Genomic DNA, 23,157 nt, shown 5'->3' on the forward strand with positions numbered 1-23,157 from the left:
GATGCGGCGGACGGCGACTGGTTGCGCCGGTCGACGTACAACCGGGTGATCGACTCTGCTGTGGCGCGGGTGGCGCGACGGAGGGAATTGAGCCTTTTTCAACCTGACCAGCGAGCTTCTGCGTCAGGAGATCGCGAAGGTTGCAGCGCAACTGCTCTGACCACAGCTGCACAGGTCACCGGCTCGCTAGCTCGGCGTCTGCACCCACACAACCAGGCCCCTGAGCTGCCGGAACGGCAGGTTGAAAAAGGCTCATTGACCGGGTCCTGGTCCAGGGGCAACGGTGTCGCACGTACAAGGATGCGCTCCGCAGTCTGGGGGACGCTCTCGAGCTGCCGGGCTACTAGGGCCAGAACTACGACGCGCTCGACGAGTGCCTCAGGGAGCTGCTGGAAATCGACGATGGTCACCTGGGGCCGTCCTCGGGGATCGAGTGGGGCGCCCGGCCTCCGGATTGTTGGTGGTGATCGACTACGTCGAGAATCTGCTGGCCGAGGAGTCCTCGCAGGAACTTGCCACGCTGATGTCGGCACTTGAACGGGCCGCGCATCCATTGCCGGATCCTCTGGGTCGACCTGAGCCGCGGACCGGTTCGTTCGACGTCCTGCTGTTCAGTCGAGGGTCGGAGAGGAACAGCTGAGGGGCATTCGTCGACCGGTCCTCGGTGGTCCCCCGCTTGCTCTGTGCGGTCGCGCTCGCGTTGATGAGCGTGCTGCCCGATATCTCCCGCGGCCTCTCGGTGCCGGGTGTCGGCGGCCGGCTCGCCCCGGCCGTCGTGGGCCCGGCCCGTCGCACCGCGAGGGCCGTCGGGGAGACTGGGGCGGTATCCGACCTTCCGATCTGGAGTTCTTCATGCCGCACGGGACCGTCCGCTGGTTCGACGCCGAACGGGGTTTCGGCTTCCTCGCCCCCGAGGACGGTTCACCGGACGTGTTCGTGCACGCCTCGGAGATCGTCGGGGGCGGCGGCGCACCCGTGCTCCGCGAGGGCCAGGCCGTGGAGTTCGAGCTCGGCGAGAACGACCGCGGCCCGCAGGCGCTGCGCGTCCGGGTCACCGCCGACGCGGCAGCCGGCAGCGCCGTGGGCCTGCTCGGCACCGTCAGCTGGTACGAGCCGGCCAAGGGCTACGGCTTCGCGACGCCGGACGGCGGCGGCGCCGACATCTTCGTGCACAGCTCCACCATCGTGACCGGCGGTGTGGTCGCCGAGGGCCAGCGCGTGGCCTTCCTGATCGTCGAGGGCGAGCGCGGCCCGCAGGCCGGGCACGTGATCCCGCTGGGGGAGGGGGCGGGCCTGCCCGCCGCGAACGGCGAGGCGGACGGCGACGACGGAGCCGACGGAACGGTGACCTGGTACGACGAGGGCAAGGGCTTCGGCTTCGTCACCCCCGACTCCGGCGACGAGGACGTCTTCGTCCACGCCAGGGCACTGGCCGAGGGACTGACGTGGCTCGCGGAGGGCGACCGCATCGCCTTCGAGGTGGCCCAGGCGGAGAAGGGCCCCCAGGCCCGTGACGTGCACCTGGTCCGCAGCGGCGAGCCCTCGACGCCGCGCCGGCCCGCTCCCGCCGCCGGACCGGCGTCGCGGGACGTCCCGGCACGGGGCGGCGAGGGCGTCGTCGTGCGCTACGACGAGGACCGCGGCTTCGGGTTCATCTCCCCGGACGCCGGCGGGGACGACCTGTTCGTCCACGTGTCCGTGATCCGGGACGCCGAGGCGCTGCAGAAGGGCGACCGGGTCCGGTACGCGGTGCGCCAGAGCGACCGGGGCCCGCAGGCCGACCGCGTCGAACGTCTCTGACGTCTCGAACACCTCCGACGAGGCGGCCCGCCCACCGGTCGCACACCGGGCAGGATGCGCCGAGGCCCGGCTCCCTCGCGGGGGCCGGGCCTCGGTGTGACGTGGGTCAGGTGTGGATCACACGTCGTAGTACAGGGCGAACTCGTACGGGTGCGGGCGCAGCCGCAGCGGGTCGATCTCGTTCTCCCGCTTGTAGGAGATCCAGGTCTCGATCAGGTCCGGGGTGAACACGCCGCCCTCGAGCAGGTAGTCGTGGTCGGCCTCGAGCTTGTCGATGACCGCACCCAGCGAGGACGGGACCTGCGCGATGTCCTTGGCCTCCTCGGGCGGCAGCTCGTAGAGGTCCTTGTCGACCGGGGCCGGCGGCTCGATCTTGTTCTTGATGCCGTCGAGCCCGGCCATGAGCATCGCCGAGAAGGCGAGGTACGGGTTGCCGGACGAGTCGGGGCAACGGAACTCGATGCGCTTGGCCTTCGGGCTGTCACCGGAGAGCGGGATCCGGATGCAGGCCGAGCGGTTGCGCGCGGAGTAGACCAGGTTGACCGGAGCCTCGAAGCCCGGGACCAGGCGGTGGTAGGAGTTCACCGTCGGGTTGGTGAACGCCAGCAGCGACGGTGCGTGGTGCAGCAGGCCACCGATGTAGTAGCGGGCGGTGTCGGACAGGCCGCCGTACCCGGACTCGTCGTGGAAGAGCGGCTGGCCGTCCTTCCAGAGCGACTGGTGGACGTGCATGCCCGAGCCGTTGTCGCCGAACAGCGGCTTCGGCATGAAGGTCGCGGTCTTGCCGTTCTGCCAGGCCACGTTCTTCACCAGGTACTTGAAGAGCATGACGTCGTCGGCGGCGCTGAGCAGCGTGTCGAACTTGTAGTTGATCTCCGCCTGGCCGGCGGTGCCGACCTCGTGGTGCTCGCGCTCCACCTCGAATCCCGACGCCTGCATGGCGGTCACGATGTCGGCGCGCAGGTCGGCGTAGTGATCGACCGGCGGGACGGGGAAGTAGCCGCCCTTGTAGTTGACCTTGTAGCCCAGGTTGCCCCCGACCTCCTCGCGGCCGGTGTTCCACCAGCCCTCCGCGGAGTCGATGTGGTGGTAGGCCTGGTGCGGGTCGGTGCCGAACCGGATCGAGTCGAAGACGTAGAACTCCGCCTCGGGCGCCATGTAGGCGGTGTCGGCGATGCCGGACGCGGCCAGGTACTCCTGCGCCTTGCGGGCCACGTTCCGCGGGTCCCGGGAGTACGGCTCACCGGTGATCGGGTCGTGGACGAAGAAGTTGATGTTCAGCGTCTTGTGCTTGCGGAACGGGTCGACGCGCGCGGTGGTGGTGTCCGGGAACAGCGCCATGTCGGACTCGTTGATCGCCTGGAAACCGCGGACGGAGGAGCCGTCGAAGGCGGCGCCGTTCTCCAGGAGGTCGCCGGCCGTCTTGGCGGGGACGGTGAGGTGCTGCATGACGCCGGGCAGGTCGCAGAACCTGATGTCGACGTACTCGACCTTCTCGTCCGAGATGTACTTGAGTACCTCTTCGGCGTTGCTGAACACTCTCTCGGGCTCCTTCGTTCGCTGGTGGAGATCGTGGGTGACGGTAGGAGCGACGTGTTGCTCACCCGTCACTCATCTGTTTCACCGACGTTAACTGACCCGACCGCGAGATCGATCACGTTCGTCATCGGTGTCCGGTCCGGTCCCGCTCGGTGCTGCGGTTACGCCGCCTACGCTAGAGAGCATGGCCCGTTGGATCGAGTCCTGGCTCCCCGGTTCATCCGCAGGAGGTTCCGCCCCTGCCGGACACCCCGGAGAGCGCTTCGGGCTGCCCGCGACCGGCCACTACTCGGTCGCCGGGTTCGGCCGCCGGATCGCCGGCGTCGTCCTCGACTGGTTCCTGGCCTACCTGCTGGTGCTGCTGGTCGCCGGGGTCGACGCGCTCGGCTCCTCGGAGTTCGGCTGGTGGGTCCTCGGGACCTGGTTCGTGATCACCGCGCTGACCGTGTCGGTGCTCGGGACCGCGCCGGGGCACCTCGCACTGGGCATGCGCGTCGCGCGCACCGACATGGCGACCCACGTCGGCGTGCCGCGAGCGCTGCTGCGCACCGCGATGATCGCGGTGGTGCTGCCGCCGTTCCTGCGCGACGCCGACGGTCGCGGCTGGCACGACCGCGCCAGCCGGACGGTCGTCGTGCGGGTGCTGCGGGGCTGAGCCCGCCGGGCCGCGCGGCCGGGCCCGGAGCGGCCCGGCCGGCGATGCGACCGGCGGCCGGGTCAGCAGCGGGAGGGTCAGCGGCGGCGGACGGTGCGCTGGATGCTGCGCATCTTCGCGCCCTGGGGCATCGGCCCCTTGGGCATCGCCGCGGCGCGGCTGCCGAGGGCGTTGAGCTTGCCCTCCAGGGAGTCCATCTCGGCGGCGGAGATGTTGCGGGGCAGCTTCATGAGGTGGCGCTGCAGCCCCTTGAGCGGGACCTGACCCTCCTCGTTGCCCACGATCACGTCGTAGATCGGGGTGGTGCCGGCGACCCGCGCGGTGCGCTTCTTCTCCTGCGCGAGCAGGGTCTTCACCCGGTGCGGGGCCCCTTCGGCGACGAAGATGATCCCGGGCCGCCCGATGACCCGGTGCACCGCGTCGAGGTGGGTGGTGCCCGCGACGCCCTGGGTGATCCGCCACTGCCCGCGCATGTTGTCCAGCGCCCAGCCCGCCGCGCCCGGTTGCCCGTCGGCCTTCACGTAGATCGAGCGCTGGACGCGGCGGCCGAAGATGCTGAACGCCGCCAGCGCGCCGATCAGGATGCCGAAGGGCACGAAGAACCAGACCATGCCCAGCAGCCACCCGATGAGCGTGACGACAACGATCGACCCGACGAACACGCCGATCATGATCGGGAGGAGCTTGGAGTCCTCCTTGCGCTGCATCTGGAACGCCTGCCAGATCTGCTGGCGGCGTTGCTTCGACGCGGCCTTCTTCTGGGCCTTGAGCGCCTTCTTCTCGTCGGGCGAGGGCTTACGGGGCTTGCCGGGCATGTGACCAGCCTACGTCCGACCGGTGATCGACGGTGCGAGCAGGTGTCAGCTGCGTGCCAGCAGGGAGCTTGCCTCCTGCGCGGCCGGGCCGGAGTCGGCCAGGTGCGCCAGAGCGGGGGAGAGCTCCTCGCCGCGGTGGGCCACGGTCTGCGCGTAGAGCCTGCCGGCCCGGTAGGACGAGCGGACCAGCGGACCGGCCATGACACCGGCGAAGCCGATCTCCTCGGCGGCCTTCGAGTGCTCCACGAACTCCTCGGGCTTGACCCAGCGCTCCACCGGGTGGTGGCGCTTGGTCGGGCGCAGGTACTGGGTGATCGTGATGATCTCGCAGCCCGCGTCGTGCAGGTCCTGCAGCGCCGAGGTGACCTCCTCGGGGGTCTCGCCCATGCCCAGGATCAGGTTCGACTTGGTGACCAGACCGAACGCGCGCGCCTTGCCGATGACCTCCAGCGACCGGTCGTACCGGAACGCCGGACGGATCCGCTTGAAGATCCGCGGGACGGTCTCGAGGTTGTGCGCGAACACCTCGGGGCGGGACTCGAAGATCGGGACGAGCTGGTCGTCGATCGAGTTGAAGTCGGGGGCCAGCAGCTCGACGCCGGTCCCCGGGTTCAGCTCGTGGATCTTGCGGACGGTCTCGGCGTAGAGCCACGAGCCGCCGTCGTCCAGGTCGTCGCGGGCGACACCGGTGACGGTGGAGTAGCGCAGCCCCATCTGCTGCACCGACTCCGCCACCCGGCGCGGCTCGTCGGTGTCCAGGTCGGCCGGCTTGCCGGTGTCGATCTGGCAGAAGTCGCAGCGACGGGTGCACTGCTCCCCGCCGATGAGGAACGTCGCCTCCCGGTCCTCCCAGCACTCGTAGATGTTGGGGCAACCGGCCTCCTCGCACACCGTGTGCAGGCCGCCCGAGCGGACGAGACCCTTCAGCTCGGTGTACTGCGGACCGGTCTTGGCGCGGGTGCGGATCCAGGACGGCTTGCGCTCGATCGGGGTCTCGCTGTTGCGGACCTCGAGGCGGAGGAGCTTGCGGCCTTCGGGTGCGATGGTCACGCGCCCAGCCTACGCCCGGGGTCGGGTGTGATGCCGGTCGCAGCAGCCGTGACCGGCCACAACCGGGCGGCGAGCACCGGGTCCTGCGCGGCAGCGGACCGGCGGGCCGGACCGGCCGGTCCGTGCGCCTCCAGGGGACCGGACGGGCCCAGGTAGTCCCCACCGTGCACCGGCCCGGTCGCGGCGGCCCACTGCGCGGCGATGCCGTCCTCCACCGGCTGCACGACCAGCCGTTCGGCGGCGAGCAGCACCCGGGCCCGCAGGCCGCCGCCGCCCGCACGCCGGTAGGAGTTCGCCAGCAGCTGCGACGCCGTCATCCCCGGGTGGGCCGCCACCGACAGCACCGGCTGCCCGGACAGCCGCAGCCGCCGGTCCAGCTCGGCGGCGAACAGCAGGTTCGCCAGTTTCGAGGCGCCGTAGGCGAACACCGGGGAGTACCGGCGCCGCCGCCAGTCCAGGTCGTCGAGGTCGAGACGGGCGCTGCGGTGCCCGATGCTGGAGGTCGACACCACCCGCGACGGGCGCTCCGGGTCCCCGGCGCCGCACAGCGCGGGCATCAGCAGCCAGGTCAGCGCGGCCGGGCCCAGATGGTTGGTGCCGATCTGGAGCTCGAACCCGTCCGCGGTCTCGCTGCGCGGCCCCACCGCGACGCCCGCGTTGTTCACGAGCACGTCCAGCCGGTCCCCGGTGCGCTCGCGGATCCGGGCCGCCGCGGCCCGCACCGAGGCGAGGTCGGCCAGGTCGAGCAGCACGAGCTCGCCGCCCACCTCGCGGGCCGCGGCCCGGCCCCGCGCGTCGTCGCGGGCGGTCATCAGCACCCGCGCCCCGGCGCGGACGAAGCGCGCCGCCAGCGCGCGGCCGAGGCCGGAGGTCGTGCCGGTGACGACGACGGTACGGCCGCTCAGGTCGGGGAAGGACTGCACGGCGGCACCGTAGCGGCAGACCCCGACAGCGATACGACGGCGGCCGGGCGGACGCCGGGCCGGGCAGCTAGCGTCGGCGTCCGTGGACTTCCGGATCTTCACCGAGCCCCAGCAGGGCGCCCGATACACCGACCTCCTGCGGGTCGCCCGCACCACGCAGGACGCCGGGTACGACGCGTTCTTCCGCTCCGACCACTTCCTCGCGATGGGCGACGGCAGCGGCCTGCCCGGCCCGACCGACGCCTGGGTGACCCTGGCCGCGCTCGGCCGTGAGACCGAGCGCATCCGGCTCGGCACCCTGGTGACCAGCGCGACGTTCCGGCTGCCCGGCCCGCTCGCCGTCGCCGTCGCGCAGGCCGACGAGATGTCCGGCGGCCGCATCGAGGTCGGGCTCGGCTCGGGCTGGTTCGAGGCCGAGCACCGGGCACTGGGCATCCCGTTCCCGCCGCTGGCCGAGCGCTTCGAGATCCTCACCGAGCAGCTGGAGATCCTCACCGGGCTGTGGGCGACCCCGCTCGGCGGGCGCTTCACCCACCAGGGGCAGCACTACACGATCACCGACTCCCCGGCGCTGCCGCGCCCGGTGCAGGACGCGCCGCCGGTGATCGTCGGCGGGATGGGGAAGAAGAAGACCCCGGCGCTGGCCGCCCGGTTCGCCACCGAGTTCAACGTGCCGTTCCAGCAGCCCGAGGCCGTCGCCGAGCAGTTCGGGCGGGTCCGCGAGGCCTGCACCGCGGCCGGGCGTGACCCGGGCACGCTGACCTGGTCGACGGCGCAGATGCTGTGCCTGGGCAAGGACGACGCCGAGGTCGAGCGTCGCGCCGCCTCGGTCGGCCGCGACGCCGCCGAGGTCCGGGAGAACTGCCTGGCCGGCACACCCGGCCAGGTCGTCGACCAGCTCGGCCGGTGGTCGGAGGTCACCGGGACGACCCGGTTCTACCTGCAGATCCTCGACCTGGCCGACCTCGCCCACATCGAGGACTTCGCCGCGACGGTGATGCCGCAGCTGACCTGAGGCACCGGGGCCGGGGTCAGCCCAGGCCGGACATCAGGTCGACCTGGCGGACGACCGGGTGCTCGGTCACCGGCAGCCGCCCGTCGAGCGCGTCCAGCACGGCGGCGGCCGCCGGGCCGGCGACCTCGTCGACGGTCACTGCACGGTCCAGCTCCGCGCTCAGCGTGGTCACACCGGCGTCGGCGATCCCGCACGGCACAATCCTGCCGAAGTCGCCCAGGTCGGCGTCGCAGTTGATCGCGAAGCCGTGCTGGGTGACCCCGCCGGCGATCCGGACGCCGATCGCGGCGACCTTGCGCTCGGGGGTGAAGCCCTGCGCGGGCAGCCACACGCCGGAACGCCCCTCGACGCGGCCGGCGTCGGTGACGCCGAGGTCGTGGCAGACCTGGATGAGGGCCTCCTCCAGACGGCGGACGTAGTCCACGACGTCCATCGGCTCGCCGAGGGCGACGATCGGGTAGCCGACGAGCTGCCCCGGCCCGTGCCAGGTGATGCGCCCGCCCCGGTCGACGTCGACGACCGGCGTGCCGTCGGTGGGCCGGTCCTCCGGCCGAGTGCGCCGGCCCGCGGTGTAGACGGGCGGGTGCTCCAGCAGCATCAGCACGTCCGGCCCGCCGTTCTTGCGGGCCTCGGCGTGCGCCTTCTGGGTGTCCCACGCCGCCCGGTACTCCACCCGCCCGAGCCGGTCGACCCGGACGTCGTCGGTGCGGGCGCGGCAGGACAGGTGCGGAGCGGCCATGGCGGCGAGCCTACGCCGCACCCAGCCGGGCGAGGACGGCCTGCGCGGCCCGGCGACCGCTCACCAGCGCCCCCTGGGTGGACGGGGTGTCGCGGTGGTCGCCCGCGACGAACATGTTCTCCCCGAGGTCGACGTCGCGGCGGACCGGGCGACCCGCCTCGAACAGCGGCAGCGCCTCGTCGACCTGGGCGGTGTGCAGGTGCAGCCAGTCGTCGGTGCCGACCCCCCAGATCCGGGCCAGCTCGCGCCGCACCGCGGGCTCGTCGAGCCCGGTGGATCCCGGGGTCCCGACGATCGACGACGCCACCAGCGGGCGCCCGTCGGCGGAGTAGCCCGGCGCGGCCGCGGTCAGCACCATCGTGTTGACGACCGGCCCGCCGGTGCCGTCCAGGTGCAGCAGCGCAGCGGCCGTCGGGGCCTGTGGCGGGACGTGGAAGAACGTGGTCAGCGCGTTCATCCACGGCTCGGCGACCCCGGGCAGCAGCGCGGCGGCCGTCCGCGGGTCCGCCGCGACGACGACCGCGCGCGCCGACAGGGTGCCGCCGTCGGTGTCCAGCTCGGGCGCGGGCCCGCCGCGGACGGCGTGCACCCGGGTCCCGAGCGTCACCGTGCCCTCGGGCAGGGCCGCGGCGAGGCGCCGGGGGAGTGCCTCCATGCCGTCGTCGGGGACGACGATCGTGCCCAGGGCGAAGCTGCGCCACACCAGCCGCACGAACGCGGTCGAGGTCTCCAGCGCCGTCTCGGCGAGCACCCCGGACAGGAAGGGGCGCAGGAACCGGTCGGTGACCGCACCGCCGAGGCCCGCGGCGTCGAGGTCCTGGGCGGCGGAGGAGCCGACCAGCGTCGCGGTCCGCGACGGCGGCGAGGCCAGCACCTTCGCCGTCCACGCGACGAGCTTGGCCTTGTCGATCGGGCCGAACAGGTCGTCCAGCGCGGTGGCCGGGGCGGACGCGGGCCGGCGCAGCGGGTTGACGAAGCGGTGCAGCTCGCCGTCGCCGGCCCGGACGGCGGCCCCGGACTCGAACGCCCGCGCGCCCAGGGTGTCGAGCCCGTGCGGGGCGAGTGCGGCGTGCAGCGCGGGGTAGGAGCTGTTCAGCACCTGGAACCCGCGGTCGCAGCGGAACCCGTCGACGACGTCGGTCGCCATCCGGCCGCCGACCCGGTCGGCGGCCTCCAGCACGCGCACGGTCAGCCCGCTCCGGTGCAGGACGGTGGCCGCGCGCAGGCCGGCGAGGCCCGCCCCGACCACCAGGACGTCGACCCCGGACGGGGTCATGACCCGACCGCGGCAGAGAGCGCGTCGCCGATGGTGTGGTGGCGGAACTGGAACCCGGCGTCGAGCAGCGCCGCCGGCACCGCCCGCTGACCGCCGAGCAGCATCTCGCGGCCCATCTCGCCGAGCACGGTGGAGATGACCGGGCCGGGGACCGGGAACGGCGCGGGACGCCCGACGGCGGCGGCCATCTCCTTGGTGAACTCGGCGTTGGTGACCGGTACCGGGCCGGTCACGTTCGCCGGGCCGGACAGCGACTCGGTCTCGACGGCGAACCGGATCGCGGCGACCTGGTCGTCGAGCGAGACCCAGGGCATGTACTGGGTGCCCTTGCCGATCCGCCCGCCGAGGAAGCCCTTGAACAGCGGGCGCAGCATCGCGAGCAGGCCACCGGACGGGGACAGGACCAGACCGGTGCGGACGAGCACCACCCGGGCGCCGGCGTCCCCGGCGGGGGCGGTGGCGGCCTCCCAGTCGCGGCAGACGTCGGCGAGGAACCCCGAGCCCGACGGGGCGGACTCGTCGACGACGACCTGGCCGGTGTCGCCGTAGTAGCCGACGGCCGAGCCGCTGACCAGCACCGGGACCCGGTGCCGGGCCACGGCCTCGGCGAGGACCTCGGTGGGGACGTTGCGCGAGTCGCGGATCAGCTGCTTGCGGGCGCCGGTCCACGGCCGGTCGGCGATGCCGGCGCCATTGAGGTTCACGACCGCGTCGACACCGTCGAGGGTGCCGTCCTGGAGGGTGCCGGCCGGTGGGTCCCAGCCGCGCTCGTCGGGGGCGGCGGGGGTGCGCCGCACCAGGCGCAGCACCTCGTGCCCCGCGCCCCTCAGGTGGGCGACCAGGGCTGTTCCGATGAGTCCGGACGAACCGGCCACGACGACTCGCACGGCGGAGATCCTTCCCGGTCCCGGGCGGACGCGCGAGCCGGACATACCGCGACCGTCGTCACCGGTCACCCGGAACGGTGACGACGGCGGCCCGCCCCGGGGGAACCGGGACGGGCCGCCGTGTGTCGTACGGGGTGCCTACAGGCCGAGCTCGGCCTCGAAGGCGCCCTCCTCCAGACGGGCCTTGACCGCGGACAGGAAGCGGCCGGCGTCGGCGCCGTCGACCAGGCGGTGGTCGTAGGTCATCGGCAGGAAGCACACCGAGCGGACGGCGATGACGTCGTCGCCCTCGGGGCCGGTGACGACCTTCGGCTCCTTCGAGATCGCGCCGGTGCCCAGGATGGCGACCTGGGGCTGGTTGATGATCGGCGTGTCGAACAGCGCGCCGGCGGACCCGATGTTCGTGATCGTGAAGGTGCCGCCTGACAGCTCGTCCGGGCCGATCTTCGAGGCCCGGGTGCGGGCCGCGACGTCGGCGATCTTCTTGGCGATCCCGGCCAGCGACAGGTCGTCGGCGTCCTTGATCACCGGGACGAGCAGGCCGCGCGGGGTGTCCACGGCGATGCCCATGTGGACCGAGCCGTGGTAGGTGACCTGCTTGTTGTCCTCGGAGATGGAGGCGTTCAGCGACGGGTACGCCTTGAGTGCCTCGATGGTCGCCTTGGCGATGAAGGCCAGGAAGGTGAGGTTGGCGCCCTCGCGGCGCTTGAAGTCCTCCTTGACCCGGTTCCGCAGCTTGACGATGCGGGTGAGGTCGACCTCCTGGACGGTGGTCAGCTGCGCCGAGGTGGCGAGCGACTCGTTCATCCGCTGCGCGATGACCTGACGCAGGCGCGGGAGCTTGACCGTGGTGCCCGGCTCCGGCGCGTCGTCCGCGCGGGTCGGGACGGCCTGGGGCGTCGTCGGCGCGCCTCCGGAGGCGGACTGCCCCGCCGGGGCGGACGCGGCGGCCGGCGTCTCCTTCGCGGGGGCCTTCGCCTGCTCGGCGGCGGCGAGGACGTCCTGCTTGCGGATGCGTCCGCCGACGCCGGAGCCGGTGACCGAGTCGAGGTCGACGCCGTGCTCCTGGGCCAGCTTGCGCACCAGCGGGGTCACGTAGGGCTTCTCGCCCGAACCCGAGCCGTTCGAGGAGGGTTCGATGCTCCCGGTGGGGGAGTCCTCGGAGCCGGCCGGGGCCTTCTCCTGCTTCTCCTCGGCCTTGGGGTGCTCGGCCTTCGGCGCAGCGGCCTTCGGAGCCTCCTTCGTCGGCTCCTCCTTCTTCTCGGGCGCCTTCTCCTGCTCGGGCGCCTCGTCCTGCGCCGGGGCGGCGGAGCCGTCGCCGACCAGCGCGAGCTGCGCGCCGACCTCGACGGTCTCGTCCTCGGCGACGGTGTGCTCGAGCACGGTGCCCGCGACCGGCGAGGGGATCTCGGTGTCGACCTTGTCGGTGGAGACCTCGAGCAGCGGCTCGTCGACCTCGACGGCGTCGCCGACCTGCTTGAGCCAGCGGGTCACGGTGCCCTCGGTGACCGACTCACCGAGCTCGGGCATCGTCACCGGGGTGCCGGAACCCCCACCGGACGACGAGCCACCGGAGGACGGCGTCGGGGCCTCCTCCTCGGCCGGCTCGGGCTCCGGCTCGGGCTCGGTCTCCGCGGGCTCCTCGGAGGAAGCCTTCTCGGAGGACGAGTCGGAACCGGCGGCGTCGGCCTCGTCGGCGTCGCCGATCACGGCGAGCTCGCCGCCGACCTCGACGGTGTCGTCCTCGCCCGCGATGATGCGCTTCAGCACGCCCGCGGCGGGCGACGGGATCTCCGTGTCGACCTTGTCGGTCGAGACCTCGAGCAACGGCTCGTCGACCTCGACGGTGTCGCCCTCGGCCTTGAGCCAGCGGGTGACGGTGCCCTCGGTGACACTCTCGCCCAGGGCGGGCATCTCAACGGTGACGGCCATGTCGGGTGGAGCTCCTCTTGTTCCGCGTGGGTGTTCGGGTCGTGGGGGCCGGGATCAGCCGTGGGTGTGCAGCGGTCTCCCGGCCAGTGCGAGGTGGGCCTCTCCGAGGGCCTCGCTCTGCGTGGGATGGGCGTGGATCAGGGCGGCGACGTCGGTGGGCAGAGCCTCCCAGTTGTAGACCAGTTGCGCTTCCCCGACGAGCTCCCCGATCCGGGAGCCCACCATGTGTACGCCGAGGATGCGTCCGCCCTGTCCGGCGGGCCCCTCGGCGACGAGCTTGACCGCCCCGGAGGTCTTCAGGATCTGCGACTTCCCGTTGCCCGCCAGGTCGTAGGTCAGGGTGTGCACCTCGCCGTGGCGGTCCCGCGCGGCCTGCTCGGTCAGCCCGACCGAGGCGACCTCGGGGTCGCAGTAGGTGACGCGCGGGATGCCGTCGTCGGTGACCGGGCGGGGCGCCAGCCCCGCGACGTCCTCGGCGACGAAGATCCCGTGGGCGAAGCCGCGGTGGGCGAGCTGCAGGCCGGGGGTGACGTCCCCGACGGCGTACACGCCGTCGAGGTTGGTGCGCAGCCGCTCGTCGACGGTCACGAACCCGCCGTCCATAGCGACGCCGGCCTCGGCGAAGCCGTGACCGGTGGTGTTGGGGCCGCGGCCGACCGCGACCAGCAGCAGGTCGGCCTCGATCTCCTCGCCGGACTCCAGCGACACGGTGACGGTGTCGCCGCTGCGGGTCGCCGTCGCGAGCCGCACCCCGGTGCGGGTGGTGATCCGGCGACGCCGGAACGCCCGCGCGAGCTGGGTCGAGCAGAACTCGTCCTCGTTGGGCACGAGCCGCGGCAGCGCCTCGACGACCGTGACCTCGGCCCCGAACGAGCGCCAGACGCTGGCGAACTCGACGCCGATCACGCCGCCGCCGAGCACCACGACCCGGCGCGGGGCCTCGTCGAGGGAGATCGCGGCGTCGGAGGTGACGATGCGGTCGTCGAGCTCCAGGGCGGGCAGCGACCGGGCGTAGGAGCCGGTGGCGAGCACGACGTGGCGGCCGGTGATCCGCTCGTCGCCCACCCGGACGGTGCCGGGGCCCTCCAGGGTGCCCGCGCCGGGCACCACGGTGATCCCGCGGGAGGTGACCAGGCCCTGCAGGCCCGTGTACAGCCGGGAGACCACGCCGTCCTTGTAGGCGTTCACCCCGGCCATGTCGACGCCGTCGAAGGTGGACCGGACGCCGACCTGCGCGCCGTCCCGGGCGTGGTCGGCCACCTCGGCCGCGTGCAGCAGCGCCTTGGTCGGGATGCAGCCGCGGTGCAGACAGGTGCCGCCGAGCTTGTCCTTCTCGACCAGGACCACCGACAGGCCCAGCTCCGCGGCCCGCAGCGCGCAGGCGTAGCCACCGGAGCCGCCACCCAGGATCACCAGGTCGGCGGAACGAGCGCCCGGGTCGGACACCGATCAGCTCCCTCCGGGGGTCACCGCCGGTGGACCGGCTCCGCCGGACGGGACCCCGCTACGCGGCGACCATCTTGTCATCCGGTCGCGGCTGCGCCACTGGGGTGTCGGGAGCAAAACGCTGATCCCGTTCGTTGGGCACCTGGAGCTACCGTGTCCGGTTCGTAGGGGTGGGACCGGATCGAGGAGAGGATGACGCGCATGGGTCTGCTCGACCTGTTCCGGTCACGGGGACCGTCGGGTGCCAGGTCCGGCCGGGGATCCGGCTCCGGGGGGAGGCGTGGCGCGTACGCGGAGGGGGAGGCGCACCTGCGTGTGTGGTCGGCCGCCCGGATCGGGGTCGAGGCCTTCGTCGAGCCCCGCACCACGGTGACGGAGACGACCGTGGTCTTCGTCGCGCACGACGGCGAGTGGACCCGCAGGCGGGTCGCGAGCCCGAACGCGGCGAAGAAGCTGGCCCGGTCGCTGCAGATGCCGATCTACGACGTGCAGCTCGTCGGCTACCCGAACCGGATGCGCGAGCACGACGCCCGCGACCGCGCCCTGCGCAAGCGCGAGCGCGAGCGCGAGGAGCGGATCCTGCGCGAGCTGCGGGCCAAGGACCGCGACGCCTGACCCGGCCCCGGGTCAGGGACGCAGTGAGCGGGCGCGGCGCTCGCCGAGCGCGCGCATCGCGGGCTCCAGGCGCAGCGCGGGCCCGGGCGCCAGCGCGGTGAGCCGCAGCAGCGCACCCCGCCAGGCGGGCAGCGTCCGGTAGACCCGGCCGGTCCCGAACATCCCGACCAGCGCCGTCGCGACCTGCTCGGGGGTGACCAGCACCCCGGACCGCACGAGCGCCTGGCCCTGGCCGCCGGGCGTCATCGACCGCAGCAGCTCGGTGTTCACTCCGTCCGGGCACACCGCGTGCACCCCGATGCCCTCCCGGCGCACCTCCGAGGCCAGCGCGGACACCACCGACAGCGCGCCCGCCTTCGACGCCGCATACACCGACAGTCCCGGTACCGGCCCGAGGCCGGACAGCGACACGGTCACCCCGATCTCGCCGCCCCGGGTGGTCCCCGCGTCGGCCTGCTCGCGGAACGCGGTCACCGCGGCCCGGGCACCCCAGATCGGGCCCAGCAGGTTGACCTCGACCAGCGCGCGGGCCCGGTCCTCGGCGATGTCGGTGACGGTGCCGTCGAACCCGACGCCGGCGTTGCTCACCCAGGCGCCCAGCGGCGCGAGCTCGCGGGCCCGGGCCACCGCCGCCGCGGACGCTGCGGGGTCGGTGACGTCGCAGGCGGTGCCGGCGGCCGCCCCGATCCGGGCCGCGGTGGCCCGTGCCGCTGCCTCGTCGAGGTCGGTGACCAGCACCCGGTAGCCGCGCCCGACGAGCTCCCGGGCGATCTGCTCGCCGATGCCGCGGGCCGCGCCGGTGACCACCGCGGAGAGGGGCGAGTGCGCGGGGACCTCGTGTCGACGACGCTGCCGGCTCATGCGCGGCAGTATGCCCTACCCGTCGGTAACCCCCGGCCCGGTGTCGCGGCCGGTGCCCGGCAGGGCCAGACTCCGGACCCGTGACCGCCGCGATGCACCTGCCCCGGTTCCTCGTCCGCCAGCGGATCACCCTCGGCGTGAACCGCTACGACGTGCACGCCGCGAACCCCGACGGCAGCGCCGGGGCGCTCATGGCGTTCGCCCAGCAGAAGCGGTTCGCCTTCAGGGAGCAGGTCACCTTCTGGTCCGACGACAGCCGCTCCCGCGCGGTGTTCTCCTTCCGCGCCCGCCAACGCCTCGACGTCCGCGCCGAGCACGACGTGTTCGACGAGCACGGCCAGGTGATCGGCACCTTCGGCAAGCGGTTCGGGGCGAGCCTGCTGCGCTCGACCTGGACGCTGACCGCGCCCGGGATCGCCGCGACCGGGCGCGAACGGAGCCTGGGCGTCGCGCTGCTGCGCCGGGTCGCGGAGAACCTGCCGCTGCCGTACCACTTCGACGTCACCGACGACGCCGACGGCACCCTGCTGATGAGCAGCGACCGGCGGTGGTCGCTGCGCGACTCCTACGACGTCGCCGTCCCGGACCCGCGCGTCGACTTCCGCCTGGCCGCCGCGTTCGCCGTCGCGCTGGACGCGTTGCAGGAACGCTGAGGCAGGTCAGCCGTTCGCGGCCACGTCCTCCAGGAACGCCAGCAGGGTGCGCACCGGGACACCGGTGCCGCCCTTGGTCGTGTAGCCGCGTGGCCCGCCGGTGTTGAACGACGGCCCGGCGATGTCGATGTGCGCCCACGGGAGCCCGGCGGGCACGAACTCCTTGAGGAACACCCCGGCCAGGAGCATCCCGGCGAACCGCTGCCCGCTGACGTTGCTGATGTCGGCCACCCGCGAGTCGAGCTCGCTGCGCAGGTACTCCGGCAGCGGCATCGCCCAGGCGTCCTCGCCGGTGGCGGTGCCGTGCGCGGCGACCCGGTCGCGCAGCTCGTCGGAGCCCATCACCCCGGCGGTGCGCATGCCGAGCGCGACGAGCTGCGCGCCGGTCAGCGTCGAGGTCTCCACCAGGTAGTCGGGGTCGTCCTGGGCGGCGCGGACGATCGCGTCGGCGAGGATCAGCCGTCCCTCGGCGTCGGTGTTGAGCACCTCGACGGTGGTGCCGCCGAACATGGTCAGCACGTCGCCGGGCTTGTACGCCGTCGACGACGGCATGTTCTCCGCCATCGGCACGGTCGCGGTCACGGTGACCGGCAGCTCCAGCTTCGCGGCCAGCACGACGGTCGCGACGACCGCGGCCGCCCCGCCCATGTCCGAGGTCATGTCGGCCATGCCGGCGTTGGGCTTGAGCGAGATGCCGCCGGTGTCGAAGGTGATGCCCTTGCCGACGAGCGCGACCCGCTTCGACGGGGCGGCGCCGCCGTTCCAGGTCAGGCGGACCAGCCGCGGTGGGTTCGCCGACCCCTTCCCGACGCCGGTGATGCCGCCGTAGCCGTTCTCCCGCAGCTGCGCGTCGTCGAGGACCTCGGTGACCAGGCCGGCACGCTCGCCGAGGGCGACCGCGTGCGCCGCGAAGGTCTCCGGGACCAGCACGTTCGGCGCGGTGTTGACCAGGTCCCGCGCGGTGACGACGGCCTCGGCGACCAGCGTCGCCCGCTGCACGGACCGGTCGTCGGTGCCGGTGAACGACCAGCTGCCGACCGGGGCGGCCGCGGCGTCGGTCGAGGTCCGGTGCCGGTCGAAGCGGTAGCCGCCCAGGACGGCGCCGACGACCGCGGCCTCGGCGTCGACCGCCGACAGCGTGCTCAGCGCCGAGCCGGTCCCGGCCAGCGCGCGGGCGGCGGCACCGGCGCCGCGCCGGACCGCCTCGGACGCCTTCGGTCCCTCGGCCGGGCGGCCCAGACCGACCGCGACCAGCCGTGGCGCGGACAGCGCTCCGCGGGTCGGCAGCGAGACGACCTGTTCGGCCTTGCCGGTCGCGCCGACGGTGGTGAGCAGCTCCAGCAGCTCCCCGGAGAACGCGGTGTCGACGCCGTCGGCGCCCGCGGCCAGGGCCGGGCCGGTGCCGTCGGCGGCGTCGGCCGCGGGGGCGTACAGACCGACCACGACGGCGTCGACTACCGCCTCCGTCTCGGCACCGCTGTGCGCGGCGGTCTGGGGGAGGGTCGGGACGTCGATCGGCACGGGTGGCACTCCTCGGGTCGGACGGGAACGGTGGGTATCGGACGAGTGGTTCCGCCTCGCCCGATCTCACCCTGCGTGGCCGGTGCGCGTGTCCTGTGCGCCGGGCGGGTGGGGAGCCGGGTGGCGGGGTGGACGACGAGACCGGACCGAAATGGTAATGACACCCCCGCGGCGCCGCGCGGCACAGGGGTGGATGGGAGGGTGAACGGGTGCCTCGCCCCCCGTACCGGATGCCGACCGTGACCGCGGTCGTCGTCGCCCTCGCGGCGACGTTCGGTACCGGGCTGTACGCCGCGCTCGGGTCCGCTGCGGCGTCGGCGGGAACCTGGTTCCCGCTCGGGGTGCTGCTCGCCGCGCTGCTCGCGCTCGGCGTGGTCGCCTCGACCGCGCACCTGTCGCTCGCCCGCCCGGCCGGTCCGGAGCTGGCCCGCGGTGACCTGCCCGCCCCGGCGCTGCGGCTCGGGGCGGTCGCGCGGGTGACCTCGCGGGTCGCCGCCGGGTCGGCGGCGGCACTGGTGTTCGGTGCCTACGTGCTGCCGACCCAGCCGGTGACGATCGCGGTGGTGGCGGTGCTCGCCGTCGTCGCGGTGAACGCCTTCGGGGTGCGGATCTCGCACGGCGCCGCGCGCGGTCTGGTGGTGGGCACGCTGCTCGCCCTGACCGTCGCGATCGCGGTGGGCCTGAGCTCGGAGGGGCCGCAGGCGGTGCTGTCCTCGGCGATGCCCGCCGCGGCGACCGGGGCGGGCATCGCCGGCGACGGCGCCGGGACGCCCGACGACCCGGCCGTCGCCACGCTGCAGGCCGCGATCGAACCGGGCCCGCTCGGGGTGCTCGCGGCCGCCGGGTTCGTCTTCCTCGCCTTCACCGGCCTGTCGCGCGTCGCCGAGCTCGGTGGCGGCCTGCGTGACCCGGTGCGGGCGATCCGCCGGGCCCCCGCGCTCGCGGTCATGATCACGACGCTGCTGCTGCTCCTGCTGTCGGCGGCGCTGCTGCGCGGGCTCGGCGCGTCCGGGCTGGCGTCGGCGTCGGCTCCGCTGGCCGCACTGATGGACACCAGCAGCAGCGCCCAGGTCGGGGTGCTGGTGCGGATCGGGGCCGCCGCCGCCACGGTCGCCGCGCTGCTCGGTGCGCTCTCGCGTGCCGCGGCCGGGGCCGCCCGGCTGTCCCGCGAGGGGGAGCTGCCCGCGTTCCTGGGGCGGGGCGGGTCGCGTGGCACGCCGTGGGTGGCCGACCTGACGCTGGGGGCGCTGACCCTGGCGATGACCCTGCTGCTGTCCGCGACGACCGCGATCGTGGTCACCGTGGTCGCGGCCCTGGTCCACCACGCGGTGGTGCACGCCGCGGTGCTCCGGCTGCCGGGGCGCCCGGTGCGGGCGGCGGTCGTCGCCGTCGCCGGTGGGGTGGGGTGCCTGGTCGTCGCCGCGGCGATGCCGCTGTGGCCGCTGCTCGCGACGGTCGGGGCGCTCGCCGCCGGCTGGCTGCTCTGCGCGGTCACCGCGCGCTCCCGTGCCCGTGCCGCGGCCGAGGAACCCGTGCGCCGCACCGATCCCGAGGAGCAGGCGGCCTGAGGCCGATAGGGTCGGGCGCGTGACCGACGAGCTCCTGCCCAGCCCACTGCACGACCGGCACGTCGCCCTCGCCGCCACCCTCGGCGAGTTCGGGGGATGGTCGATGCCGATCTCCTACCCGGGCGGCACCGTCGCCGAGCACACCTCGGTCCGGGAGACGGCGGGGCTGTTCGACGTCAGCCACCTCGGGACCGTCCCGGTCACCGGCCCGGGGGCGGCCGCGCACCTGAACGCCTGCCTGACCAACGACCTCGGCCGCATCGGCCCGGGCCGGGCCCAGTACACCCTGGCCTGCGACGCCCGCGGCGGCGTCGAGGACGACATGATCGTGTACCTGGCGGCCGACGACGACCTGCTGCTCGTCCCGAACGCCGCGAACTCCACCCGGATCGTCTCCGCGCTCGCCGCCGACGCCCCGCCCGGGGTCGTGATCACCGACCGGCACCGCGAGCTCGCGGTGCTCGCGGTGCAGGGCCCCCGGTCCCGCGAGGCGCTGGTCGCGGCCCTCGGTGCCGCGGGGGACGCCGTCGCCGGGCTGGACTACATGGCCTTCACCGACATCGAGGGCGGCCTGGGCGACGGCGGCGTGCGGATCTGCCGAACCGGCTACACCGGCGAGCTCGGCTACGAGGTCGTCCTCGCCGCCGGGGCCGCCCCCGCGATGTGGGACGCCCTGCTCGACGCCGTCCGCGCGGTCGGCGGCGGGCCCTGCGGGCTCGCCGCGCGGGACACCCTGCGCACCGAGATGGGCTACCCGCTGCACGGCCACGAGCTGTCCACCGAGATCAGCCCGGTGCAGGCCGGGAGCGGCTGGGCGGTCGGCTGGGACAAGCCCGCGTTCTGGGGCCGCGACGCGCTGCTGGCCGAGCGCGCGGCGGGCCCGGCGCGGCGGCTGCGTGCGCTGCGGGCGACCGGGCGCGGTGTCCCGCGGGCGGGCATGGCCGTCCTGGACGGCGAGGGCGGCGACCCGGTCGGCGTCGTCACCTCCGGGACGTTCTCGCCGACGTTGCGCACCGGCATCGCGCTGGCCCTGGTCGACACCGCACCGCAGGTGGCCGTCGGGGACACGCTCGTGATCGACGTCCGGGGCCGTGCGCTGCCGGTGGAGGTCGTGAAGCCGCCCCTGGTGCCCTCCCACGTGCGGTGACCCGTTCCGATGGTCGGGAATCCGACTGTCTGCCGGATGGACGCCGGGGATACCGTTCGTGTCATGAGCGCGCCGAAGTTCTCCGTGACCCGCAACCCCGCCCCGGCGTCCCCCCAGCGGCGCGCCGACGTACTGGCCGCCCCTGGTTTCGGCCGGTACATGACCGACCACATGGTGACGATCCGGTGGACCGCCGGGACCGGCTGGCACGACCCGGCGGTCGTGCCCTACGGCCCGCTGACGCTGGACCCGTCGTCGATGGTCCTGCACTACGGGCAGGAGATCTTCGAGGGGCTCAAGGCCTACCGCCAGCCCGACGGCTCGATCGCCTCGTTCCGCCCCGACGCCAACGCCGCCCGGTTCGCCGGCTCCGCGCGCCGGCTCGCGATGGCAGAGCTCCCCGAGGAGCTGTTCCTCGCCTCACTGTCCGAGCTGCTCGCCGTGGACTCCGAGTGGGTGCCCGAGGCGGGCGGGGAGGACTCGCTCTACCTGCGGCCCTTCATGATCGCGACCGAGATCGGGCTGGGGGTGCGGCCGTCGTCGGAGTACCTCTACGCGGTCATCGCCTCGCCCGCCGGGCCGTACTTCGCCGGTGGGGTCCAGCCGATGGACGTGTGGCTGGAGACCGAGTACACCCGCGCGGCCCTCGGCGGCACCGGCACCGCCAAGTGCGGCGGGAACTACGCGGCGTCGCTGCTGCCGCAGTCGGTCGGCGCCCAGCACGGCTGCGCCCAGGTCGCCTACCTCGACGCCGAGGAGCGCCAGTGGATCGACGAAATGGGCTCGAACAACCTGTTCTTCGTCTTCCGCGGCGACGACGGCTCGGTCGAGATCGCGACGCCGGACCTGCGCGGCTCGGTGCTCGCCGGCATCACCCGGGACTCGCTGATCACCGTGGCGGAGGACCTCGGGATGTCCGTGGTCGAGCGCCGCATCTCCGGCCAGGAGTGGCTCGGTGGTGCCGCGAGCGGCGTGCTGACCGAGGCGTTCGGCTGTGGCACCGCCGCGGTGATCACTCCGATCGGGACGGTCAAGCACAGCGGCGGCGAGGTGACCATCGGCAACGGTGAGCCCGGCCCGGTCACCCTGCAGCTGCGTGACGCGCTGACCGCGATCCAGCGCGGTGCGGCCCCGGACCCGCACGGCTGGATGCACACGCTGGTGCCGGCCTCCGCGTCGGTCTGAGACGCGCAGTCGGGCGGAGCGGTCCAGTGGTGGGGCCGTGCCCGTGGCACGGTTCCGCCGCCGACCTCCTTGACGATCCGGATCACCGGCGCCGTCTCGACGTGGGCGACGGACGGCAGCGTCGCGACCTGCTCGGTCAGATATCGGTAGACCCCCTGCTGGTCGGCGCAGAGCACCGTGGCGCACAGGTTCGTCGGGCCCGTGGTCGAGGCGGATCAGCCGGTGCGTGCGGCCAGCTGCTCGTAGGTGCTGCGTCCGTCGTCGGCCAGTGCGGCGACGAGTTCGCGGTCGCCGTCGTCGAGGCGGATGGGCCTGCCCGGTCCGTTCGGCGGTGCGGGTCGCAGGCGGGCGGCGGCAGCTGCGTCGAGCGGCCCGAGCTTGGCCACCGGACTCTCCGCGCCGCCGTAGAAGGTGTGCAGCACCGAGTGCGCGCTCACGGCCTCCACCCGTGATGTGCGGGGGAGCCGGTCGAGCAGCAACGTCTCGCTGTCGGTGTCGTGTTCGGCGCGCACTGCGCACACGATCTCGGTACCGCCCGAGGTGAGCATCACCCACGAGGTGTCCGGTCGCCGCGCGAGTGCCTCCGCGACGGCGACGGCGACGGCGGCGGACGGCGCACAGCGCACAGCGCACGCGCAGGAACCACTCCAGAGCGCCGGTCGCGCCGGCGGCCGGGCGGCCCACGACCCGGATCGTTCCGGTCGAGCGCAGCCGGGTGTAGCGCCGGGCGACCGTCCGCTCGGGGCGCCCGCTGCACCGCCTGGCCCTGGGCGGGCCGCGGGCGCGGCCCCGCGACGGCCTGCGGGCGGTGTACGGGTCGGCCGTGGAGCTGCTGGAGACCGGCTACGCCTACCGGATCACCGACGCCGCCCGCCAGGCGGCCCGCTACCGGCACGGACGGGTGTTCCTGGCCGGCGACGCCGCCCACGTCCACCTGCCCCTCGGCGCCCGGAGCATGAACACCGGCATCCAGGACGCGATGAACCTCGGGTGGAAGCTCGGCGCCGCCGTGCACGGCTGGGCCGGGCCCGGATTGCTCGACACCTACCACGAGGAGCGCCACCCGGTCGGCGCCGCGGTCCTGCGCAACGTCGCGGCCCAGAGCCTGCTGATGGACTGGGCCGGCACCGGATCCCCGGCGTCACGGCGGCCCGGGACCTCGTCGTCGAGCTGGCAGCGCTGCCGGAGGTGCGTCGGAGGCTGACCGAGACGCTCTCCGGCCGGGCCGTCCGCTATCCGATGCCCGGCGTGGGAGAGCACCCGCTGGTCGGTCGTCCCGCCCCCGACGTCGACCTCGGTCCGGCCCGGCTCCACGAGCTCCTGCGCGCCGGTCGTGGTGTGCTCGTCGATCCCCGGGACCACTACGGCGAGCAGGAGCGCCGCTGGAGCGGCCGGATCCGGCGCGCCGGCCGGGGCGCCGACACCGACGCCCTGCTGGTCCGGCCCGACGGCCACGTCTGCTGGGCCGGCGACCCCTCGACCCTCGACGTCGCCCTCGGCCGCTGGTTCGGGGAACCGCGGTGACCCGCT

23 protein-coding genes are annotated in these 23,157 nt (G+C 73.9%); 11 read left to right on the plus strand and 12 right to left on the minus strand.

The features are described from left to right. The first annotated feature begins 460 nt into the window (after positions 1 to 460). Complete coding sequence (locus tag XF36_RS08720) at positions 461 to 640, plus strand: hypothetical protein (RefSeq protein ID WP_145981307.1); 180 nt, start codon at positions 461 to 463, stop codon at positions 638 to 640. Between the two features lie 212 nt (positions 641 to 852). Continuing rightward, positions 853 to 1,800, plus strand: a complete 948-nt coding sequence (locus tag XF36_RS34965) for a cold-shock protein (RefSeq protein WP_060711595.1) — start codon at positions 853 to 855, stop codon at positions 1,798 to 1,800. 117 nt (positions 1,801 to 1,917) lie between these two features. Here XF36_RS34965 and glnA read toward each other — a convergent pair whose 3' ends face one another. Next, positions 1,918 to 3,339 (minus strand): type I glutamate--ammonia ligase, encoded by a 1,422-nt coding sequence (gene glnA, locus XF36_RS08730; protein ID WP_060711596.1) that lies wholly within the window; start codon positions 3,337 to 3,339, stop codon positions 1,918 to 1,920. A 184-nt stretch (positions 3,340 to 3,523) separates the two neighbouring features. On the opposite strand from glnA, the gene XF36_RS08735 reads away from it, so the two are divergent. Continuing rightward, entirely contained in the window at positions 3,524 to 3,994 is a 471-nt protein-coding gene (locus tag XF36_RS08735; RefSeq protein ID WP_060711597.1) for an RDD family protein, read from the plus strand. A 77-nt stretch (positions 3,995 to 4,071) separates the two neighbouring features. On the opposite strand, the gene XF36_RS08740 is transcribed toward XF36_RS08735, so the two are convergent. From XF36_RS08740 to XF36_RS08750, 3 genes are read right to left on the minus strand one after another with little or no spacing between them, the layout of a single operon-like run. Continuing rightward, positions 4,072 to 4,809, minus strand: a complete 738-nt coding sequence (locus tag XF36_RS08740; RefSeq protein WP_060711598.1) for a DUF4191 domain-containing protein — start codon at positions 4,807 to 4,809, stop codon at positions 4,072 to 4,074. A gap of 45 nt (positions 4,810 to 4,854) precedes the next feature. Further along, the gene (gene lipA / locus XF36_RS08745; RefSeq protein WP_060711599.1) at positions 4,855 to 5,859 is read right to left on the minus strand and encodes a lipoyl synthase; all 1,005 of its coding nucleotides are present in this window, start codon (positions 5,857 to 5,859) and stop codon (positions 4,855 to 4,857) included. Continuing rightward, positions 5,856 to 6,782 carry an SDR family NAD(P)-dependent oxidoreductase gene (locus XF36_RS08750; protein ID WP_082375276.1) on the minus strand — a complete coding sequence of 309 codons (927 nt, stop codon included), beginning with the start codon at positions 6,780 to 6,782 and terminating at the stop codon, positions 5,856 to 5,858. Before XF36_RS08750 ends, lipA begins: the two co-directional genes overlap by 4 nt. Positions 6,783 to 6,864: 82 nt before the next feature. Between XF36_RS08750 and XF36_RS08755 the strand changes: the two genes are divergently transcribed. Beyond that, positions 6,865 to 7,797 carry an LLM class F420-dependent oxidoreductase gene (locus XF36_RS08755; RefSeq protein WP_060711600.1) on the plus strand — a complete coding sequence of 311 codons (933 nt, stop codon included), beginning with the start codon at positions 6,865 to 6,867 and terminating at the stop codon, positions 7,795 to 7,797. A gap of 16 nt (positions 7,798 to 7,813) precedes the next feature. On the opposite strand, the gene lipB is transcribed toward XF36_RS08755, so the two are convergent. The 5 genes from lipB to lpdA form a co-directional block, all read right to left on the minus strand. After that, positions 7,814 to 8,536: a lipoyl(octanoyl) transferase LipB gene (lipB, locus tag XF36_RS08760; RefSeq protein ID WP_060711601.1), complete on the minus strand. Its 723-nt coding sequence runs from the start codon at positions 8,534 to 8,536 to the stop codon at positions 7,814 to 7,816. 10 nt (positions 8,537 to 8,546) lie between these two features. Next, a complete protein-coding gene (locus XF36_RS08765) occupies positions 8,547 to 9,812 on the minus strand; it encodes an NAD(P)/FAD-dependent oxidoreductase (protein ID WP_060711602.1) in 1,266 nt (421 codons plus the stop codon). Next, positions 9,809 to 10,699 (minus strand): TIGR01777 family oxidoreductase, encoded by an 891-nt coding sequence (locus XF36_RS08770; protein ID WP_060711603.1) that lies wholly within the window; start codon positions 10,697 to 10,699, stop codon positions 9,809 to 9,811. The genes XF36_RS08765 and XF36_RS08770 overlap by 4 nt, the downstream gene beginning before the upstream one ends. 138 nt (positions 10,700 to 10,837) lie before the next feature. Next, positions 10,838 to 12,631: a 2-oxoglutarate dehydrogenase, E2 component, dihydrolipoamide succinyltransferase gene (sucB, locus tag XF36_RS08775; RefSeq protein WP_060711604.1), complete on the minus strand. Its 1,794-nt coding sequence runs from the start codon at positions 12,629 to 12,631 to the stop codon at positions 10,838 to 10,840. A gap of 54 nt (positions 12,632 to 12,685) precedes the next feature. Next, positions 12,686 to 14,077: a dihydrolipoyl dehydrogenase gene (gene lpdA / locus XF36_RS08780; RefSeq protein ID WP_060711605.1), complete on the minus strand. Its 1,392-nt coding sequence runs from the start codon at positions 14,075 to 14,077 to the stop codon at positions 12,686 to 12,688. Between the two features lie 201 nt (positions 14,078 to 14,278). Here lpdA and XF36_RS08785 point away from each other — a divergent pair, with 201 nt between their 5' ends. Continuing rightward, positions 14,279 to 14,692 (plus strand): hypothetical protein, encoded by a 414-nt coding sequence (locus XF36_RS08785; protein ID WP_060711606.1) that lies wholly within the window; start codon positions 14,279 to 14,281, stop codon positions 14,690 to 14,692. A 12-nt stretch (positions 14,693 to 14,704) separates the two neighbouring features. On the opposite strand, the gene XF36_RS08790 is transcribed toward XF36_RS08785, so the two are convergent. After that, positions 14,705 to 15,553: an SDR family NAD(P)-dependent oxidoreductase gene (locus tag XF36_RS08790; RefSeq protein ID WP_060711607.1), complete on the minus strand. Its 849-nt coding sequence runs from the start codon at positions 15,551 to 15,553 to the stop codon at positions 14,705 to 14,707. 80 nt (positions 15,554 to 15,633) lie between these two features. Here XF36_RS08790 and XF36_RS08795 point away from each other — a divergent pair, with 80 nt between their 5' ends. After that, positions 15,634 to 16,206 carry a hypothetical protein gene (locus XF36_RS08795; protein ID WP_202968494.1) on the plus strand — a complete coding sequence of 191 codons (573 nt, stop codon included), beginning with the start codon at positions 15,634 to 15,636 and terminating at the stop codon, positions 16,204 to 16,206. 6 nt (positions 16,207 to 16,212) lie between these two features. Here the strand turns inward: XF36_RS08795 and XF36_RS08800 are convergent, their stop codons facing one another. Continuing rightward, the gene (locus XF36_RS08800) at positions 16,213 to 17,721 is read right to left on the minus strand and encodes a leucyl aminopeptidase (RefSeq protein WP_060714538.1); all 1,509 of its coding nucleotides are present in this window, start codon (positions 17,719 to 17,721) and stop codon (positions 16,213 to 16,215) included. Between the two features lie 215 nt (positions 17,722 to 17,936). Between XF36_RS08800 and XF36_RS08805 the strand changes: the two genes are divergently transcribed. The 3 genes from XF36_RS08805 to XF36_RS08815 all read left to right on the plus strand — a co-directional run bounded on the left by XF36_RS08805 (position 17,937) and on the right by XF36_RS08815 (position 21,627). Next, positions 17,937 to 19,295, plus strand: a complete 1,359-nt coding sequence (locus XF36_RS08805; protein WP_145981308.1) for an amino acid permease — start codon at positions 17,937 to 17,939, stop codon at positions 19,293 to 19,295. A gap of 19 nt (positions 19,296 to 19,314) precedes the next feature. Beyond that, a complete protein-coding gene (gcvT, locus tag XF36_RS08810) occupies positions 19,315 to 20,442 on the plus strand; it encodes a glycine cleavage system aminomethyltransferase GcvT (protein WP_060711609.1) in 1,128 nt (375 codons plus the stop codon). Positions 20,443 to 20,505: 63 nt separating this feature from the next. Then, entirely contained in the window at positions 20,506 to 21,627 is a 1,122-nt protein-coding gene (locus XF36_RS08815) for a branched-chain amino acid aminotransferase (RefSeq protein ID WP_060711610.1), read from the plus strand. 215 nt (positions 21,628 to 21,842) lie between these two features. On the opposite strand, the gene XF36_RS32930 is transcribed toward XF36_RS08815, so the two are convergent. Next, positions 21,843 to 22,253, minus strand: coding sequence for an Lrp/AsnC family transcriptional regulator (locus XF36_RS32930; RefSeq protein ID WP_060711611.1), 411 nt, complete (start codon positions 22,251 to 22,253; stop codon positions 21,843 to 21,845). A 197-nt stretch (positions 22,254 to 22,450) separates the two neighbouring features. On the opposite strand from XF36_RS32930, the gene XF36_RS35160 reads away from it, so the two are divergent. Next, the gene (locus XF36_RS35160; RefSeq protein ID WP_349675547.1) at positions 22,451 to 22,831 is read left to right on the plus strand and encodes an FAD-dependent monooxygenase; all 381 of its coding nucleotides are present in this window, start codon (positions 22,451 to 22,453) and stop codon (positions 22,829 to 22,831) included. A gap of 44 nt (positions 22,832 to 22,875) precedes the next feature. Further along, positions 22,876 to 23,151, plus strand: a complete 276-nt coding sequence (locus XF36_RS35165; RefSeq protein WP_145981310.1) for a hypothetical protein — start codon at positions 22,876 to 22,878, stop codon at positions 23,149 to 23,151. The last annotated feature ends 6 nt before the right edge of the window (positions 23,152 to 23,157 follow it).

The sequence above is a fragment of the Pseudonocardia sp. HH130629-09 genome, assembly GCF_001294645.1.
Taxonomy (GTDB): Bacteria; Actinomycetota; Actinomycetes; order Mycobacteriales; family Pseudonocardiaceae; genus Pseudonocardia.

Excerpts from the sequence above, each read along its gene's own strand:
- XF36_RS08765 (WP_060711602.1), bottom strand. The coding sequence starts at position 9,812 with ATGACCCCGTCCGGGGTCGACGTCCTGGTGGTCGGGGCGGGCCTCGCC.
- XF36_RS08740 (WP_060711598.1), bottom strand. The coding sequence starts at position 4,809 with ATGCCCGGCAAGCCCCGTAAGCCCTCGCCCGACGAGAAGAAGGCGCTC.
- XF36_RS08785 (WP_060711606.1), top strand. The coding sequence starts at position 14,279 with ATGGGTCTGCTCGACCTGTTCCGGTCACGGGGACCGTCGGGTGCCAGG.
- lipB (WP_060711601.1), bottom strand. The coding sequence starts at position 8,536 with ATGGCCGCTCCGCACCTGTCCTGCCGCGCCCGCACCGACGACGTCCGG.
- XF36_RS34965 (WP_060711595.1), top strand. The coding sequence starts at position 853 with ATGCCGCACGGGACCGTCCGCTGGTTCGACGCCGAACGGGGTTTCGGC.
- XF36_RS08790 (WP_060711607.1), bottom strand. The coding sequence starts at position 15,553 with ATGAGCCGGCAGCGTCGTCGACACGAGGTCCCCGCGCACTCGCCCCTC.
- XF36_RS08815 (WP_060711610.1), top strand. The coding sequence starts at position 20,506 with ATGAGCGCGCCGAAGTTCTCCGTGACCCGCAACCCCGCCCCGGCGTCC.
- XF36_RS08735 (WP_060711597.1), top strand. The coding sequence starts at position 3,524 with ATGGCCCGTTGGATCGAGTCCTGGCTCCCCGGTTCATCCGCAGGAGGT.
- sucB (WP_060711604.1), bottom strand. The coding sequence starts at position 12,631 with ATGGCCGTCACCGTTGAGATGCCCGCCCTGGGCGAGAGTGTCACCGAG.